This is a genomic window from Leclercia sp. J807 (assembly GCF_009734465.1).
Taxonomy (GTDB): domain Bacteria; phylum Pseudomonadota; class Gammaproteobacteria; order Enterobacterales; family Enterobacteriaceae; genus Enterobacter.
Map to the genome: position 1 here is coordinate 4,115,967 of NZ_CP046446.1, position 15,315 is coordinate 4,131,281.

Here is a 15,315-nt window from a genome sequence, read left to right on the forward strand (position 1 = left end):
CTATATCATCTGGTAGTGAAAACAAGCCCAACATCTTAGAGCAAAGTGGCGCGGTCTTAAATAAGCAAAAAGCCCCGACGATGAAACTGTCAGGGCTTTTGATAGTAACGTACTGAAAAAATTAGCGGGGCAATACGTCTTCCGGCAGATTATAGAGCTGGGCCAGGATGACGACATTGTCGCTGACGCCCGAAAGCGTCACCGGGATGCCCTGCTGCTTGCCCGTTGAGACCAGATGAACCAGCAACGCCACACCCGCCGTATCCACACGAGAGATACCGCTCAGGTCGATTCGGGAAACTCCCCTCATGGCATCGTCCCGCGCATCCCACAGAGGATTCAGATAATCCTGATCCAGCTCGCCTGAGAGTAATAACGTCTCACCCTCACGGGTCCAGCTCAGCTGCGACATAATTACTTGTTTCCTTCCAGGGTAATTTTCTGACGTGCGATGCTGTTCAGCTGTGCGGTCAGACCATCAATGCCCTTGGTACGCAGCAGATCGCTCCATTCGTTCTGCTTGGTGGTGATCATGCTGACGCCTTCGGCAATCATGTCGTAAGCCTGCCAGTTACCGCTCTGGGTGTTCTTACGCCACTGGAAATCCAGACGCACTGGCGGACGACCGTTCGGATCGACGATGGTCACGCGGATAGGCACGATGGTCGCAGAACCCAGCGGCTGCTCCGGTGCGATCTGATACGTCTGACCGTGGTACATGGCGAGAGCCTGACCGTAGGCCTGCTTCAGATATTCACGGAACGCAGCGAAATAGGCTTCGCGCTGCGCAGGCGTTGCGTCTTTGTAGTAACGGCCCAGCACCAGCGCACCGGCATATTTCACCTGGACATATGGCAGCAGTTCCTGGTCAACCACATCACGCAGATAGTCAGGATTGGAGCGGATCTTTGGCTGCTCATTTTTAAGGCGATCGAAGGTTTTCTTTGCTGCCTCATTCATCTGTTGATAAGGATTGCTCTGATCGGCTGCGTTAGCTGCAGTCAGAGGGGCAATCATCAGCATGGCAACCATTAACAGTCGTTTAATCATGAATTACTTCTCCTGAGATGAATTCGTCGTGCCAACAGGCGGCGTAATGTCACTCTGCGCAGGGGTCTGCGCAGCTTGATTCTCGTCACCCCCTTTACTGTTGCTGTTGTAAAGGAACTGACCAATCATATCTTCCAGCACCATGGCTGACTTCGTATCCTGAATCACGCCACCGTCCTTAAGGATAGACGTTCCCAGTTCGGGATCGTCAAAACCGATGTTCAGCGCCAGGTATTGTTCCCCTAACAGGCCGGATGTACGGATAGAGAGGGAGCTGGTATCCGGGATGTGGTTGTAACGTTCTTCAATATCCAGCGCGACGCGCGGCAGATAGGTTTTCTCATCGAGGGTGATATCGGCCACACGCCCTACCACTACCCCGCCAATACGCACCGGAGAACGGCTCTTCAGGCCACCGATGTTATCGAAGGTGGCATAAATGCGGTATGTCGGCTCGGTGCGGATGGTCGTTACGTCCGCCACTTTAAAGCTTAAAAAGAGTGCTGCCAGCAGCGCCAGCAGGACAAATACGCCAACCCAAATTTCTACTTTTTTCGTTTGCATGAACTCATTTCCCAAACATCAGTGCGGTGAGCACAAAATCCAGAGCCAGTATGGCCAGCGACGAATGAACAACGGTACGTGTAGTTGCCCGGCTGATACCGGCAGACGTCGGGATCGCATCGTAGCCGTTGAACAGCGCAATCCAGGTGATCGTCACAGCAAATACTGCGCTTTTAATCAGGCAGTTAACCAGATCCAGACGCCAGTCAACGGCGCCCTGCATCGCTGACCAGAAGAAACCGGCATCGATCCCTTTCCACTGCACGCCAACCATCGAACCGCCCCAGATGCCGACCGCGACAAAGAGGATAGTTAACAGCGGCAGCGAAATCATACCGGCCCAGAAGCGCGGCGAGATGACCCGACGCAGCGGATCCACGGCCATCATTTCCATACTGGAGAGCTGCTCCGTGGCGCGCATCAGGCCGATTTCAGCGGTCAGCGCCGAACCGGCACGTCCTGCGAATAACAGCGCGGCGACCACCGGTCCCAGCTCACGCAGCAGGGAGAGCGCCACCAGCATTCCGAGGCTGGTTTCTGCGCTGTAGGTAGTGAGAACCAGATACCCCTGCAGCCCCAGCACCATCCCGATAAAGACCCCGGAAACGATGATAATGAGCATCGACAGCACGCCGACATTATACAGCTGGCGTACCAGCAGAGGGGCATGTTTGCGGAATTCCGGTTTCCCGACCAGCGCATTGAATAACATCAACCCGGCACGCCCGAACGTCCTGATGGTTTTTATGCCACGGTGTCCGAGAGCGGCCAACGCATTTAACAGCATGAGTGGCTTAACTCCCTATTCCCAATAGATCTTTATGATAATCACCCGCAGGATAACGGAACGGCACGGGGCCATCTGCAATGCCGTCGAGGAACTGACGGACTCGCGCATCGCTGTTGGTCTGCAATGATTGGGCGCTACCGTGCGCCACAATTTTTTTATCCGCCACGATATAGGCGTAGTCGGCAATGCTCAGCACTTCCGGTACGTCATGAGATACCACAATACAGGTTACGCCCAGCGCGCTGTTCAGCTCAGAGATCAGTTTGACCAACACGCCCATGGTGATTGGGTCCTGCCCGACAAAGGGCTCATCGAACATGATCAAATCGGGTTCCAGCGCAATCGCGCGCGCCAGCGCCGCACGGCGGGCCATACCGCCAGAGAGTTCGGAAGGCATCAGCTTCGCCGCGCCACGCAGCCCCACAGCCTCAAGCTTCATCATTACGGTGCTTTTCAGCAGCGCCGGGGGCAGCTGCGTATGCTCACGCAGCGGGTAGGCGACATTATCGAAGACATTCATGTCAGTAAATAGCGCCCCGGACTGGAACAGCATGCTCATGCGTTTACGCACGGTATAGAGGCGCGAGCGTGACATTGCCGGAATATTTTCGCCATCAAAAAGGATCTCGCCCTGGCTTGGCGGAATTTGCCCTCCAATCAGGCGTAACAGCGTTGTTTTACCAATGCCGGAGGGGCCCATGATGGCGGTAATTTTACCGCGGGGCACGGTGAGAGAGATGTTGTCAAAAATGACCCGGCTGCTGCGCGTGAAGCTGACGCCACGGACATCGACTATATTCGCCTCATTCAGGCTCATGTACATTTCCTTTCTGTTGCCGGTTCAGGATCAGCTTGATGCCTGATTTCGCCGCAAACCCAACATTTTTACAGAATATTACCTCTGCAGGTAAGCGAAAGCTGGCATTTGTTTTACTTTTACAGCGCATAAAGTCAAAATTAGGATTCGTTACATCTACAGACAGTATGCAGCGGCAGAGATTTTTTCTCAGTGGACCGGCGAGTATACCTGAAGAAAGGACTTTTGATGCTTCTTGCAACGGCACTGTTAATAATTGGTTTACTTTTGGTGGTCTACAGTGCCGACCGTCTGGTGTTCTCCGCTTCAATCCTCTGCCGTTTGTTAGGTGTTCCCCCCCTGATTATTGGGATGACGGTGGTCAGCGTGGGCACTTCCCTGCCGGAGATCATCGTCTCTGCGGCCGCCTCAATGCACGATCAGGTTGATCTTGCGGTCGGAACGGCTATTGGCTCCAATATCGTCAATATCTTGCTCATCCTGGGCCTTGCTGCGCTACTGCATCCTTTTCGCGTGCATTCTGATGTTCTGCGGCGTGAATTACCGCTAATGTTAATTGTCAGCCTGCTGGCGGGTTATGTGTTATATGACGGGCAGTTAACCCTCAGCGATGGCATTTTTCTGCTGGCGCTGGCGGTCATCTGGCTGTTTTATATCGTGAAGCTTGCCCGGGCGGCAGAAAAGCAAGGCAGTGACACGTTGACCCGCGAACAGGTGGCAGAGCTGCCGCGTGAGGGGAACTTACCCGTCGCGCTGCTCTGGCTGGGCGTGGCGTTAATCATCATGCCCATGGCGACGCAGATGATTGTAGATAACGCTACGGTTCTGGCCAACTATTTCGCCATGAGCGAGTTAACCATCGGCCTGACGGTGATTGCCATTGGTACCAGTTTGCCTGAGCTCGCAACGGCTATCGCCGGGGCGCGTAAGGGTGAAGATGACATGGCGATTGGCAATATCATCGGCTCGAATATTTTTAATGTTGCTATCGTGCTTGGCCTGCCTGCCCTGATTGCCCCTGGCGCGTTTAATCCGCTCGCGTTCAGCCGCGATTACGGGGTGATGGTCTTAGTCAGCGTAATCTTCGCCCTGCTCTGCTGGCGGCGAAAAAGGCAGATTGGTCAGGGCGCCGGTGCGCTGCTGACGGTGGGATTTGTCGTATGGATGGCGATGCTGTACTGGCTCTCGCCGCTTCTCTCTGGGTAAACGGAAACGCATTATGTCGCAAATAGAATTGCAGCCGGGTTTTGACTTTCAGAAAGCAGGAAAAGAGGTTCTGGAGATTGAACGTGAAGGTCTGGCGCAGTTAGATCAATACATTAATCAGGACTTTAGCCTGGCGTGCGAAAAACTTTTCCACTGTCCTGGCAAAGTCGTGGTGATGGGGATGGGTAAATCTGGCCATATTGGCCGTAAAATGGCAGCAACCTTCGCCAGTACCGGCACGAAAGCGTTTTTCGTCCATCCCGGCGAAGCGGCGCATGGCGATCTGGGTATGGTTTCGTCACAGGATATCGTCATCGCGTTATCCAACTCGGGCGAATCGAATGAGATCCTGGCGCTGATCCCGGTCCTGAAACGCCTGCACGTTCCCCTGATCTGTATTACCAGCCGTCCGGAGAGCAGCATGGCGCGCGCCGCAGATATCCACCTGTGCGTTAAAGTGCCAAAAGAAGCCTGTCCCCTGGGGCTGGCGCCGACCTCCAGCACCACTGCCGCACTGGTTATGGGTGATGCGCTGGCTGTCGCCCTGCTTGAAGCGCGCGGCTTTACCGCCGAAGATTTTGCCCTCTCCCATCCGGGCGGTGCGCTGGGACGTAAACTGCTGCTGCGCGTAAATGATATTATGCATACGGGGGATGAAATTCCGCACGTCAGCAAAGAGGCCTCCCTGCGCGATGCGCTGCTGGAAATTACCCGTAAAAACCTGGGGATGACCGTCATCTGCAACGATCAGATGAAGATTGAGGGTATCTTTACCGACGGGGATCTCCGTCGCGTGTTCGATATGGGTGTGGATGTCCGTAAGCTGGGTATCGCCGATGTGATGACCTCAGGCGGTATTCGGGTGCGTCCCGGCACGCTGGCCGTTGAGGTACTGAACCTGATGCAGTCCCGCCATATCACCTCCGTTATGGTTGCCGATGGCGACCAGTTACTGGGTGTGGTACATATGCATGATCTTTTGCGCGCAGGCGTAGTGTAATGAAGGATAAGACAATGATTAATACGGGTGCATCCCTTGCAACCTGTTATGGCCCGGTAAGCGCGCAGATGATGTCGCAGGCCGAGAAAATTCGCCTGCTGATCCTGGATGTGGATGGCGTGCTGTCAGACGGCCTGATTTATATGGGCAATAATGGTGAAGAGCTGAAAGCCTTCAACGTGCGTGATGGCTACGGGATTCGCTGTGCCCTGACATCTGGCATAGAAGTTGCCATCATCACCGGACGTAAGGCTAAACTGGTAGAAGATCGGTGCGAAACGCTGGGCATTACCCATCTCTATCAGGGGCAATCCGATAAGATGGTCGCTTTCAGGGACTTACTTGGTAAACTTGCCATCGCCCCGGAAAACGTTGCCTATGTCGGAGACGATCTTATTGACTGGCCAGTGATGGCAGAAGTGGGACTTAGCATCGCCGTGGCCGATGCCTATCCGCTTTTGATCCCACGCGCTGACTATGTCACCCGGATTAACGGTGGCCGTGGCGCAGTACGAGAAGTCTGCGACCTGTTACTGCTGGCGCAAGGTAAGCTTGATGAGGCCAAAGGGCAATCGATATGAGTAAAACCAGACGTTGGGTTATTATTCTGCTAACGCTTGTCGTACTGGTACTGATTGGCGTGAATCTCGCTGACCGGGACGACGAACAAGCGCCGACGGTCAACACCAACGATCCAACGTATAAAAGCGATCACAGCGATACCGTCGTTTACAGCCCGGAAGGGGCGCTGAATTACCGCCTTATCGCTCAGCACGTTGAGTATTTTTCCGAACAGGGCGTCTCATGGTTTACTCAACCGGTGATGACCACGTTTGATACCGATAAAATTCCGACATGGTCGATTAAAGCAGATCGGGCAAAACTGACGAATGACCGTATGCTTTATCTGTATGGCCATGTTGAAGTGAATGCGCTGACCGCAGATGCGCAGTTGCGCAAAATCACGACCGATAACGCACAGATAAACCTTGTGACTCAGGATGTAACATCGCAGGATCTGGTCACGTTATACGGCACAACATTTAATTCCAGCGGTCTGAGAATGCGCGGGAACTTACGCAGCAAGAACGCAGAGCTGATTGAAAAGGTTAGAACCTCTTATGAAATTCAAAACAAACAAACTCAGCCTTAATTGTGTTATAGCCAGCGCCCTGCTGGCCCTTAGCCTGCCTGCGCTTGCTGTGACGGGTGATACCGAGCAGCCGATTCATATCGAATCTGATACGCAATCACTCGATATGCAAGGCAACGTGGTGACCTTTACCGGCAACGTGGTCGTGACTCAGGGCACCATCAAAATTAATGCCGACAAAGTGGTGGTGACGCGTCCTGGCGGTGAGGACGGGAAAGAGATTATCGATGGCTACGGCAACCCGGCCACCTTCTATCAGATGCAGGATAACGGCAAGCCGGTAAAAGGCCACGCCTCCCAGATGCACTACGAGCTGGCGAAAGATTTCGTTGTTCTTACCGGTAATGCGTACCTGGAGCAGCTCGACAGCAACATCAAGGGCGACAAGATCACCTACCTGGTCAAAGAGCAGAAAATGCAGGCCTTCAGCGAGAAAGGCAAACGCGTGACCACCGTACTGGTTCCATCGCAGCTGCAGGACAAAAATAGCAATCAGGCCCCGGCACAGAAAAAGAGTAACTAATTCGTTATGGCAACATTAACTGCAAAGAATCTCGCCAAAGCCTATAAGGGCCGCCGCGTCGTGGAAGATGTCAGTTTGACCGTCAACTCCGGCGAGATTGTCGGCCTGTTGGGTCCTAACGGTGCAGGTAAAACCACCACCTTTTATATGGTGGTGGGCATTGTTCCGCGCGACGCGGGTAACATCATTATTGATGAAGAAGATATCAGCCTGCTGCCCCTGCACGCCCGTGCGCGCCGCGGGATCGGTTATCTGCCGCAGGAAGCCTCAATTTTCCGTCGTCTGAGCGTTTTCGATAACCTGATGGCGGTGCTGCAGATCCGCGATGATCTGACTGCCGAACAGCGTCAGGATCGCGCCAACGAGCTGATGGAAGAGTTCCATATCGAACACCTGCGCGACAGCATGGGCCAGGCGCTCTCCGGCGGTGAACGCCGCCGTGTGGAAATTGCCCGCGCGCTGGCGGCTAATCCGAAATTTATTCTGCTCGATGAACCGTTTGCGGGCGTTGACCCCATTTCGGTTATCGATATCAAACGTATTATTGAGCATCTGCGCGACAGTGGCCTCGGGGTTCTCATTACCGACCACAACGTACGTGAGACGCTGGCGGTGTGTGAGCGTGCCTATATCGTCAGCCAGGGCCACCTCATCGCCCACGGTACCCCGCAGCAGATCCTCGAAGACGATCATGTTAAGCGCGTGTATCTTGGGGAAGACTTCAGACTCTGATAGGGTAGAAGTTAAGACTCGCGTAAACGGAGAAAAATGCTCTGAACATGAAGCAAGGTTTGCAATTAAGGCTCAGCCAACAGCTGGCAATGACGCCGCAGTTACAACAGGCTATTCGTCTGTTGCAACTGTCGACGCTGGAACTGCAGCAGGAGCTCCAGCAAGCGCTGGAAAGTAACCCCCTGCTCGAGCAAACCGATCTTCACGATGAGGTAGAAACGCAACAAAGCCAGGATAACGAGACCCTCGACACGGTTGATGCCCTTGAGCAAAAAGAGATGCCCGACGAGCTCCCTCTCGATGCCAGCTGGGATGAGATCTACACCGCCGGCACGCCATCCGGTACGCGCGCAGACTACCAGGATGACGAGCTGCCGGTCTATCAGGGCGAAACCACCCAGTCACTGCAGGATTACCTGATGTGGCAGGTGGAGCTGACACCGTTCTCCGATACCGATCGCGCCATCGCCACCTCCATTGTGGATGCCGTGGATGAGACCGGTTACCTGACCGTGTCGCTGGACGATATTCTGGAGAGCATAGGCGATGACGAGATTGAGCTTGAAGAGGTCGAAGCGGTCCTGAAACGCGTTCAGCGCTTTGACCCGATTGGCGTTGCCGCGAGAGATCTCCGTGACTGCCTGCTCATTCAGCTTTCGCAGTTTGTTAAAGAGACCCCGTGGCTGGAAGAGGCCCGGCTTATCATCAGCGAACATCTGGATCTGCTTGCCAACCACGATTTCCGCTCACTGATGCGCGTCACGCGGCTGAAAGAGGAGATCCTGAAAGAGGCGGTCAACCTGATTCAGTCTCTGGATCCGCGCCCGGGGCAATCTATCCAGACCAGCGAGCCGGAGTATGTCATTCCCGATGTGCTGGTGCGCAAGCATAACGGCCTGTGGACCGTCGAGCTGAATTCCGACAGCATTCCCCGCCTGCAAATCAATCAGCAATACGCCTCAATGTGCACCAGCTCGCGCAACGACTCGGATAACCAGTTTATCCGCAGTAATCTGCAGGAAGCCCGCTGGCTAATCAAAAGCCTTGAGAGCCGCAATGATACACTGCTTCGCGTCAGCCGCTGCATCGTCGAGCAGCAGCAGGCGTTTTTTGAGCAGGGTGAAGAGTTTATGAAACCGATGGTGCTGGCGGATATCGCCCAGGCCGTCGAGATGCATGAGTCGACCATTTCTCGCGTGACGACGCAGAAGTATCTGCACAGTCCGCGTGGTATTTTTGAGCTTAAGTATTTTTTCTCCAGCCATGTCAACACCGAAGGCGGCGGCGAAGCCTCGTCGACGGCCATCCGGGCGCTGGTGAAAAAATTGATCGCCGCGGAAAACCCCGCGAAACCGCTGAGTGACAGTAAGTTGACCACCATGCTGTCCGAACAAGGTATCATGGTGGCACGCCGCACTGTTGCGAAGTATCGAGAGTCTTTATCCATTCCGCCGTCAAACCAGCGTAAACAACTGGTCTGACACAACCGATAAGGAAGACACTATGCAGCTCAACATCACAGGACACAATGTCGAAATCACTGAATCCCTGCGTGAATTTGTGAATACCAAGTTCGCTAAGCTCGAGCAGTATTTCGAGAGGATCAACCAGGTCTATGTTGTGTTAAAAGTGGAAAAAGTGACTCATATCTCGGATGCTACCTTGCACGTCAACGGGGGCGAAATCCATGCCAGTGCGGAAGGGCAGGACATGTACGCGGCTATCGACGGCTTGATTGACAAGCTGGCACGACAGCTAAACAAACATAAAGACAAACTGAAACAACACTAATTGTCCGGGCAGTTAACGGGTGCAGGATGGCCTGTTGTGAAACACAACGGGCCCTTTGTACAGTTAGCGCTTAGGTGAAATTATGATGAATAACGATTCCACTCTACAACTGAGCAGTGTCCTTAATCAGGAATGTACCCGCAGTGCCGTTCACTGCCAGAGCAAAAAACGTGCGCTGGAGATCATCAGTGAACTGGCCGCAAAACAGCTGAGCCTGGCGCCACAAGTGGTCTTTGAAGCGATCCTCACCCGCGAAAAAATGGGCAGTACCGGCATCGGTAACGGCATCGCCATTCCACATGGCAAACTGGAAGAGGATACTCTGCGCGCTGTAGGGGTGTTTGTTCAACTGGAAACACCTATCGCCTTCGATGCCATTGATAACCAGCCGGTCGATTTGCTGTTTGCCCTGCTGGTGCCAGCCGACCAGACCAAAACGCATCTGCATACGCTCTCGCTGGTGGCTAAACGTCTGGCGGATAAAACCATCTGTCGTCGTTTACGCGCGGCGCAGAGCGACGAAGAGCTCTATCAAATTATTACAGAAACGGAAGGCAATCAGGATGAGGCGTAATCGGGTGATGGCTTTAACATCTGTGGTCCTGAGGAGAAACGGTACATGGTGCTGATGATCGTCAGCGGGCGTTCGGGCTCCGGGAAATCGGTCGCCCTGCGCGCGCTGGAAGATATGGGCTTTTACTGCGTGGATAACCTGCCGGTGGTGCTTCTGCCCGAGCTGGCCCGTTCGCTGGCGGATCGGCAGATCTCTGCGGCAGTCAGCATCGACGTGCGTAATATGCCTGAATCGCCGGAGATCTTTGAGCAGGCGATGAGCAATCTGCCAGAGGCCTTTTCACCTCAGCTGCTGTTCCTTGATGCCGACCGCAATACGTTGATTCGTCGCTACAGTGACACCCGCCGTTTGCATCCGCTCTCCAGTAAAAATCTGTCGCTGGAAAGTGCCATTGACCAGGAGAGCGATCTGCTGGAGCCGCTGCGCTCGCGCGCCGATCTGATCGTCGATACCTCAGAGATGTCGGTCCATGAGCTGGCGGAGATGCTGCGCACCCGTCTGCTGGGTAAACGCGAACGCGAGCTGACGATGGTCTTTGAATCGTTCGGCTTTAAGCACGGCATTCCTATTGATGCGGACTACGTGTTTGACGTGCGCTTCTTACCGAACCCGCACTGGGATCCGAAGCTGCGCCCGATGACCGGCCTGGATAAGCCGGTCGCAGCCTTCCTTGACAGACATACGGAAGTGCATAACTTTATCTATCAGACGCGCAGCTATCTTGAACTCTGGTTGCCGATGCTGGAGACAAACAATCGCAGCTATCTGACGGTGGCGATTGGTTGTACCGGGGGTAAACACCGTTCGGTCTATATTGCTGAGCAACTGGCTGACTATTTCCGCTCGCGCGGTAAAAACGTGCAGTCCCGTCATCGTACGCTGGAAAAACGTAAAACATGACCGTAAAGCAGACCGTTGAAATCACCAACAAGCTGGGCATGCATGCCCGCCCGGCGATGAAGTTATTTGAACTGATGCAGGGATTTGACGCGGAAGTTCTGCTGCGTAACGACGAAGGCACCGAAGCCGAAGCCAACAGCGTCATCGCTCTGCTGATGCTGGATTCGGCAAAGGGCCGTCAGATTGAAATTGAAGCCACCGGCCCGCAGGAAGTGGAGGCGCTGGCAGCGGTCATTGCGCTGTTCAACGCCGGGTTTGATGAAGATTAATGCAGCTTATTGGCCTGCATAAATCCTTCCCCACCGAGCTGGCGCATCTGGCGCAGGATCCACGCCTGACGGCTACGTACATAGCCTGATGGCGCACTGGCCTTAAAGCGAATCGGGTTCGGTAACACAGCCGCCAGCAGCGCGGCCTCCGACGCTGTCAGACGGCTTGCAGGTTTGTTGAAATAGCGCTGCGCCGCGGCTTCGACCCCAAATATCCCTTCGCCAAATTCCGCGATATTGAGATATACCGTCAGGATCCGTTTCTTACTCCACACCGTTTCGATACCCAGCGTCAGCCCGGCTTCAAAGCCCTTTCTCACCCAGCTGCGACCGTCCCATAAAAACAGGTTTTTCGCCGTCTGCTGAGAAAGCGTGGATGCTCCGCGGATACGGCTCTCGTTGCGCTCGTTATGCGCTAGCGCCTTCTCGATCGCCCCGACGTCAAACCCCCAGTGCTGAGGGAATTTTTGATCTTCGGCGGCAATCACGGCGAGCCCCATCCAGGGGGAGATCTCATCCATACTCACCCAGTCAGAGTGCGCAAAGTAGCTGAAATTACCGCTCAGCCAGTTGCTCACCTGACGTTCAACCATTACCGCTGAAAATGGCACCGGCAGAAAGCTGAACAGGGCGATACCCCCACCCCAGAAAACCGCCATAATCAACAGAATGCGAATGACGATCCGTCTTAACCAACCCGCTTTCGGACGTCTTAACTTCATGCAGCGAGCACCAGTACGCGGGTGACCAGCTTCTCAATGCCCGTCGCCGCTTCCGCAATAGTTTGTGCCAGCATGTAAGCGGGTGTGGTGACGATCCTGTTCTCTTCGTCGACCACAATATCATCCACCGGGCAGGGGATATGCTCACCGCCCATATCCTCGATAGCCTCAGCGGTATCAATATCCGTGCCGATGGTCAGGCGCAGCGGCATATCAAAAATGGCTGGCAGCATCGCAGGGGCGATACAGATAAAGCCCAACGGTTTACCAGCTTCATGCATCTGCAGCGCCAGCGCTTTTAAATCACTGTCTACCCGGCAACCACTTCCCTGGGCGGCAAAATCGCTCAGGTTTTTTGCCGCGCCAAAACCGCCCGGCACAATCAGCGCGTCCAGCTCGGTGGCCCGGGCCTCGCTGAGCGGACGAACCTGTCCACGGGCAATCCGTGCGGCCTCAATCAGGACGTTACGGCTTTCGGCCATCGTTTCGCCGGTCAGGTGGTTGATCACGTCGACCTGGGTTTTATCCGGGGCGAAGCAGACCGCTTCGGCGCCGTTACGCGCCAGAGCCAGTAGCGTCAAAACAGCTTCATGAATTTCAGAACCATCGTAAACACCACACCCGCTCAGTACCACGCCAACCTTTTTCATCCTGGGATCCCTCTCGAAAAATGCTAAATGCACATTAAAGATTCTGATTAAAACGGTATGCTTCACACATTTAACTGATTCATGTAACAACGTATTTAAGATTTGCTATCTTAACTGCGTGCAGCCTAAAGTTTCCGGCTACGCCATTTACGAAAAAAACTATTTCTATTCAGGCGCAGCCAAGATTTCCCTGGTGTTGGCGCAGTATTCGCGCACCCCGGTCTACCGGGGTCATTTTTTTCTGCTCTCCACCCAGGCTTTCAGCACGGCCACATCGTTCTGCCACTCCTGCTTCATCTCCTCAACCCATTCACCCACGTTATCTTCCCACGCGGGTAAATCCGGAGACTGAATCTGCTGACCAAGCTGCTGCAGATGACGCAAACCCACCGATCCAGCCGCACCTTTGATTTTGTGGCCTTCTTCAACGATGCCTTTCTTATCCCGCGCCGTCAGGTTTGACTCAAGCACGTTTAAATAGCCCGGCATCATCTTCTCGAAGATCGCCAGGCCATCGGTAATCAACTTCGGACCAACCAGATCGATGTACTGCTCGAGCATGTCGATATCCAGCAAAGACTGCGCTTTCTCTGTATCTACCTTCGTCATGGTGCTCTCCTCTTCGTCACAGGTGTCCCAGAACTTCTTGATCATGGCGGTTAAGGCGGGTACCGCCAGCGGTTTGCTCAGTACATCGTCCATACCAGCATCCAGGTACTCTTTTTTGTCTTTCAGCACGTTGGCGGTCAGCGCCACCAGCGGCGGCAGTTCGTCGCTGGCGTAACGGCTCGTCAGCTCGCGCGAGATATCCAGCCCGGTCATGTCCGGCAACTGAATGTCCAGCAGCACCAGGTCATATTCGCCCGGCGTGAACATCTCCAGCGCGGCTTTACCGGTCATGGCGACGTCCACGCTGCTGCCCAGTTTCTCCAGCACCGAGCGCGCGACAATCACGTTCAGCTCGATATCTTCCACCAGCAGCACATGCAGGGCAGGCAGCGGCATGTCGTCATGGGCAAAGGTGTCTTCGACCTCTTCCGCCACTGCCGGGGCCCGAACGCTGAGTTTAAAGACAGAGCCGTGCCCAGGGTTGCTGGTCACCGTGATATCACCGCCCATGCTCTTCGCCAGACGGCGCGATACCGCCAGACCGATGCCGGTCCCGGTAGCGGGTTTGCCCCCGTGGCTGTCTTTAACCTGGTAATACATGGCGAAGATTTTGTCCTGCTCCTCCTGCGGGATCCCGATCCCGGAATCTTCCACCTCGAAGTGCAGCATCTCCCCCTCGCCGTAGCGCACGCGAACCGCCACCTGACCACTCTGGGTGAATTTGACCGCGTTACTGATTAAGTTCCACAGGATCTGGCGCAGGCGCGTACCGTCGGTCACCACCTTATGCGGCAGCGGCAGGGTTGGCTCCATCACAAAGCGTAGCCCTTTCTGCTGCGCCTGCAGACCAGAGAGGTTTTCCAGATCGGCCAGGAAGCTGGTGAAGTCCACCGGCTGGTTATCCAGCTGGACTTTGCGCCGCTCCATCTTATCCATATCAATAATATCGTTGAAGATATTGCCGAGCGTGACCGCCGAGACATGGATGGTTTTAAGATATTTCTCCTGCTCGGCCGTCAGTTCGGTGTCGAGCAGAATGCGGCTTAACCCGACGATACCGTTAAGCGGAGTACGCAGTTCATGGCTGATGGTGGAGATAAAGGTCGTTTTATCCCGGCTTGCGCGCTCCAGCGCATCCTGGTAGCGCTTACGCTCGGTAATATCACGCCCGAAGCCCATCAACCCGTGACGTTTCCCGACGCGGTCGTAGTACGGCACTTTACGGATTTCGAAGCAGGCTTTGCGTCCGTCCGGGTAGTCGAGCCACTGCTCGTAGGTCAGGGAGACGTTGTGACGGAACACCTTCTCATCGGTTTCGATAACTTTGGCTGCCGCCTCCGGAGAGTAGACATCCTGCGGGCGCAGATTGATAAGCTGTTTTTCGCTCTTACCGGTCAGTAACTCCATCGCCCGGTTACAGCCGGAAAACTCTTTATCTTCATTGCGGTAGAAAACCAGGTCTGGGGAGGCATCAAGGAAAGAGCGCAGGAACGAAGACTGCTGTTCAAGCTGGATCTGCGTCTGTTCACGCTCTTTCATTTCGATTTTCAGCTGTTCCAGCGTAGTCTGGCGCTCAGCCTCCGCTTTTTCACGATCTGAGATCTCCTGGTTCAGCTGAGCGATGTTGTCTTTTAGCTGCACATTGAGCTTCAGATCGCGCTCGCGCATCTCTTCCAGCTTTTCCACCAGCCGGGTCAACCGCTGGCGGGACTCCTCCAGCTGCTCAACCACCACCGAGAGGAAATAGACCGCCCAGGGCGTAATCAGCAGGCCAAAGAAAATGGAACGTATAAGGTCGATACTCTCAACCTGGCCGTGGAGCACCATGGTAATGGCCATCTGTACCACAATCGCCAGCACCACCAGCGCCAGCGCCAGCAACAGGGAGAAGCGCACCAGGCCAAGCTTCATCATCAGATCGACATAGTATTGCGCCAGTAACCGAATTTGCTTCATAAGGGATCT

Annotated in this window: 19 protein-coding genes; 11 read left to right on the forward strand and 8 right to left on the reverse strand. The window is 54.5% G+C overall.

The window, feature by feature from the left end; genetic code table 11:
- Positions 1 to 121: 121 nt before the first annotated feature.
- The 5 genes from mlaB to mlaF are packed head-to-tail and all read right to left on the reverse strand — an operon-like array spanning position 122 to position 3,221.
- Positions 122 to 415 (reverse strand): lipid asymmetry maintenance protein MlaB, encoded by a 294-nt coding sequence (gene mlaB, locus GNG26_RS19485; protein ID WP_156239823.1) that lies wholly within the window; start codon positions 413 to 415, stop codon positions 122 to 124.
- Positions 415 to 1,050, reverse strand: coding sequence for a phospholipid-binding protein MlaC (gene mlaC / locus GNG26_RS19490; RefSeq protein WP_103177184.1), 636 nt, complete (start codon positions 1,048 to 1,050; stop codon positions 415 to 417). Before mlaC ends, mlaB begins: the two co-directional genes overlap by 1 nt.
- Before the next feature lie 3 nt (positions 1,051 to 1,053).
- Positions 1,054 to 1,614, reverse strand: coding sequence for an outer membrane lipid asymmetry maintenance protein MlaD (gene mlaD, locus GNG26_RS19495; protein ID WP_103824983.1), 561 nt, complete (start codon positions 1,612 to 1,614; stop codon positions 1,054 to 1,056).
- A gap of 4 nt (positions 1,615 to 1,618) precedes the next feature.
- Complete coding sequence (gene mlaE / locus GNG26_RS19500) at positions 1,619 to 2,401, reverse strand: lipid asymmetry maintenance ABC transporter permease subunit MlaE (RefSeq protein WP_103824932.1); 783 nt, start codon at positions 2,399 to 2,401, stop codon at positions 1,619 to 1,621.
- A gap of 7 nt (positions 2,402 to 2,408) precedes the next feature.
- Entirely contained in the window at positions 2,409 to 3,221 is an 813-nt protein-coding gene (gene mlaF, locus GNG26_RS19505; protein ID WP_103824933.1) for a phospholipid ABC transporter ATP-binding protein MlaF, read from the reverse strand.
- Between the two features lie 228 nt (positions 3,222 to 3,449).
- Here mlaF and GNG26_RS19510 point away from each other — a divergent pair, with 228 nt between their 5' ends.
- The 11 genes from GNG26_RS19510 (at position 3,450) to npr (ending at position 11,369) form a co-directional block, all read left to right on the forward strand.
- Entirely contained in the window at positions 3,450 to 4,427 is a 978-nt protein-coding gene (locus GNG26_RS19510; RefSeq protein WP_103824934.1) for a calcium/sodium antiporter, read from the forward strand.
- 13 nt (positions 4,428 to 4,440) lie between these two features.
- Positions 4,441 to 5,427 carry an arabinose-5-phosphate isomerase KdsD gene (kdsD, locus tag GNG26_RS19515; protein ID WP_103177188.1) on the forward strand — a complete coding sequence of 329 codons (987 nt, stop codon included), beginning with the start codon at positions 4,441 to 4,443 and terminating at the stop codon, positions 5,425 to 5,427.
- Between the two features lie 14 nt (positions 5,428 to 5,441).
- Positions 5,442 to 6,008, forward strand: coding sequence for a 3-deoxy-manno-octulosonate-8-phosphatase KdsC (kdsC, locus tag GNG26_RS19520; RefSeq protein WP_156239824.1), 567 nt, complete (start codon positions 5,442 to 5,444; stop codon positions 6,006 to 6,008).
- Positions 6,005 to 6,580, forward strand: coding sequence for an LPS export ABC transporter periplasmic protein LptC (lptC, locus tag GNG26_RS19525; protein ID WP_103824936.1), 576 nt, complete (start codon positions 6,005 to 6,007; stop codon positions 6,578 to 6,580). Before kdsC ends, lptC begins: the two co-directional genes overlap by 4 nt.
- The gene (lptA, locus tag GNG26_RS19530) at positions 6,549 to 7,103 is read left to right on the forward strand and encodes a lipopolysaccharide ABC transporter substrate-binding protein LptA (RefSeq protein WP_103177190.1); all 555 of its coding nucleotides are present in this window, start codon (positions 6,549 to 6,551) and stop codon (positions 7,101 to 7,103) included. Before lptC ends, lptA begins: the two co-directional genes overlap by 32 nt.
- A gap of 6 nt (positions 7,104 to 7,109) precedes the next feature.
- Positions 7,110 to 7,835 carry an LPS export ABC transporter ATP-binding protein gene (gene lptB, locus GNG26_RS19535; RefSeq protein WP_103177191.1) on the forward strand — a complete coding sequence of 242 codons (726 nt, stop codon included), beginning with the start codon at positions 7,110 to 7,112 and terminating at the stop codon, positions 7,833 to 7,835.
- Between the two features lie 47 nt (positions 7,836 to 7,882).
- On the forward strand, positions 7,883 to 9,316 hold the full coding sequence (gene rpoN / locus GNG26_RS19540; RefSeq protein WP_103177192.1) for an RNA polymerase factor sigma-54: 1,434 nt from the start codon (positions 7,883 to 7,885) through the stop codon (positions 9,314 to 9,316).
- A 22-nt stretch (positions 9,317 to 9,338) separates the two neighbouring features.
- Entirely contained in the window at positions 9,339 to 9,626 is a 288-nt protein-coding gene (hpf, locus tag GNG26_RS19545) for a ribosome hibernation promoting factor (protein WP_103177193.1), read from the forward strand.
- A gap of 82 nt (positions 9,627 to 9,708) precedes the next feature.
- Positions 9,709 to 10,200, forward strand: a complete 492-nt coding sequence (gene ptsN, locus GNG26_RS19550; protein ID WP_103177194.1) for a PTS IIA-like nitrogen regulatory protein PtsN — start codon at positions 9,709 to 9,711, stop codon at positions 10,198 to 10,200.
- Positions 10,201 to 10,245: 45 nt separating this feature from the next.
- The gene (gene rapZ / locus GNG26_RS19555) at positions 10,246 to 11,100 is read left to right on the forward strand and encodes an RNase adapter RapZ (RefSeq protein WP_032614487.1); all 855 of its coding nucleotides are present in this window, start codon (positions 10,246 to 10,248) and stop codon (positions 11,098 to 11,100) included.
- Positions 11,097 to 11,369 (forward strand): PTS phosphocarrier protein NPr, encoded by a 273-nt coding sequence (npr, locus tag GNG26_RS19560; protein WP_032614489.1) that lies wholly within the window; start codon positions 11,097 to 11,099, stop codon positions 11,367 to 11,369. Before rapZ ends, npr begins: the two co-directional genes overlap by 4 nt.
- Here npr and mtgA read toward each other — a convergent pair.
- The 3 genes from mtgA to arcB all read right to left on the reverse strand — a co-directional run bounded on the left by mtgA (position 11,366) and on the right by arcB (position 15,306).
- Positions 11,366 to 12,091, reverse strand: coding sequence for a monofunctional biosynthetic peptidoglycan transglycosylase (mtgA, locus tag GNG26_RS19565; RefSeq protein WP_103824937.1), 726 nt, complete (start codon positions 12,089 to 12,091; stop codon positions 11,366 to 11,368). The two genes, npr and mtgA, sit on opposite strands and share 4 nt — an antisense overlap.
- Complete coding sequence (gene elbB, locus GNG26_RS19570; protein ID WP_103177196.1) at positions 12,088 to 12,741, reverse strand: isoprenoid biosynthesis glyoxalase ElbB; 654 nt, start codon at positions 12,739 to 12,741, stop codon at positions 12,088 to 12,090. The genes mtgA and elbB overlap by 4 nt, the downstream gene beginning before the upstream one ends.
- Positions 12,742 to 12,972: 231 nt before the next feature.
- Complete coding sequence (arcB, locus tag GNG26_RS19575) at positions 12,973 to 15,306, reverse strand: aerobic respiration two-component sensor histidine kinase ArcB (protein WP_103824939.1); 2,334 nt, start codon at positions 15,304 to 15,306, stop codon at positions 12,973 to 12,975.
- Between the last annotated feature and the right edge of the window lie 9 nt (positions 15,307 to 15,315).